We start from the raw sequence: 1649 nt of genomic DNA on the forward strand, positions 1-1649 counted from the left end.
GCTTGTTCATGGAACTCACGTTCCTTGAGCACGCGAACGTCAGCGTCAATGATGATGGGCATGGGGACGGATTTTTTAGAGTGCGTGGGCTTGGCAGAATGATTACCTGGCAAAATGATTTCCAGGACCGAGGTGGCTTAGTTTTAAATCATTTTGCCAATTCTCAGTGCAGCAAGTTGGTCTGCGTGGGTGTCATGTTTGCGGTTTTGGCAGAATGATTACTTGGCAAAATGATTTCCAGGATCGAGGTGGTTTGGGTTTTAAATCATTTTGTCCCACAATCATTTTGCCAGTTCTCGGTGCAGTAAGTGGTTCTGCGTAGGTGTCATGTTTGCGGGCTTGGCAGAATGATTACCTGGCAAAATGATTTCCAGGACCGAGGTGGCTTAGTTTTAAATCATTTTGCCCCGCAATCATTTTGCCAGTTCTCGGTGCAGTAAGTGGTTCTGCGTAGGTGTCATGTTTGCGGTTTTGGCAGAATGATTACCTGGCAAAATGATTTCCAGGACCGAGGTCGTTTTGGTTTTAAATCATTTTGGCCCACAATCATTTTGCCAGATCTCTTTTCGTCCAATGATGACATCACTCCGTTCTTGAGCCGCTCATGCGCAAGATCCGCCTTTAGCGTTGAGTGGGGGAATCAGTAGGCGGAAAGCGAGATCCACCGAAACAATGCGAAGGGCCAATACTAAAATGCCGTCAATGCGAGCGTCTGGTAGTGTAGTGGGGCTTTCCAAACGTGGATGTCTCAGGTTTGAATGCTTGGTATGGTTTATCTGGCTATTGAAGGAGGGAACGAAGTTCAATGTCGTGGTTGTGCATATTGATCCATTGGACGCAAGTGAGCTTGGTGTGAGAAAGTAGCCGACGTAGGTGCTCTTGCATTGCCGAACGGTCACTCTGCAGTGCAGTGACGGCAAACGCGGTATCGTCGGCGAGTAGACAGAATGGCTGAGTTCCGACTGGTTGATTTCGGTCGTAGATGGGCACTGGCCGTAACACTGCCTCTGGGCCGCCGAAGAAGTGAATAATGGCTTCGCGGTAGAGTGAGATGCTTAGGAATGCTCCCCAGTCGGTAAGTAAATCGATGATGAGCGTCCGTAATCGATTGCTGGCTTCGTTAATCGGGTTCCAGGACACGTTGGCGAGCGAGACGCGACGACGTTTCACTAAGTTGAGCTGGGTGGAGATGTATTTCTTTTCAACGCTCTTGGGACGCAAATTGACCAACAGACCGTGTTGCATCTCGGTGAGCAGAAGATAGTGCAGGGTTTGAGCCTCGTGTGATTTGGTTAACTTCTCCGCCGTCTTGGCTTCCATCATCAGGCTGTTTGTGAGCAGCAGGTCTATGTAATACCGTTTCTCGAATGTGTTGTGTCGGACAATGATCTCGACTTCACGTCTTGCGGGTGTCATGCCAATTTGCTCGCACCGCATCTGAATGATTCGCTTATAGGATTCTTCGTTCATCAGACGACCAAATTGGTTGTGAACGTCAAACACGATCCCCAGTACTTTTTCCGCTTGTTCATGGAACTCACGTTCCTTGAGCACGCGAACGTCAGCGTCAATGATGATGGGCATGGGGACGGATTTTTTAGAGTGCGTGGGCTTGGCAGAATGATTACCTGGCAAAATGATTTCCAGGA

General features: G+C 48.8%; 2 protein-coding genes. One reads left to right on the forward strand and one right to left on the reverse strand.

Annotated elements, in window-relative coordinates; all coding sequences use genetic code 11:
• The coding region (locus Pla52o_RS27620) for a hypothetical protein (protein WP_231612688.1) at positions 1 to 218 on the forward strand (218 nt) is incomplete at its 5' end.
• Positions 219 to 780: 562 nt separating this feature from the next.
• Here the strand turns inward: Pla52o_RS27620 and Pla52o_RS26520 are convergent.
• Positions 781 to 1584: a GxxExxY protein gene (locus Pla52o_RS26520; protein ID WP_146597659.1), complete on the reverse strand. Its 804-nt coding sequence runs from the start codon at positions 1582 to 1584 to the stop codon at positions 781 to 783.
• Positions 1585 to 1649 lie beyond the last annotated feature (65 nt).

Source organism: Novipirellula galeiformis (genome assembly GCF_007860095.1).
In the GTDB taxonomy this organism is placed as follows: Bacteria; Planctomycetota; Planctomycetia; order Pirellulales; family Pirellulaceae; genus Novipirellula; species Novipirellula galeiformis.

Excerpts from the sequence above, each read along its gene's own strand:
- Pla52o_RS26520 (WP_146597659.1), bottom strand. The coding sequence starts at position 1,584 with ATGCCCATCATCATTGACGCTGACGTTCGCGTGCTCAAGGAACGTGAG.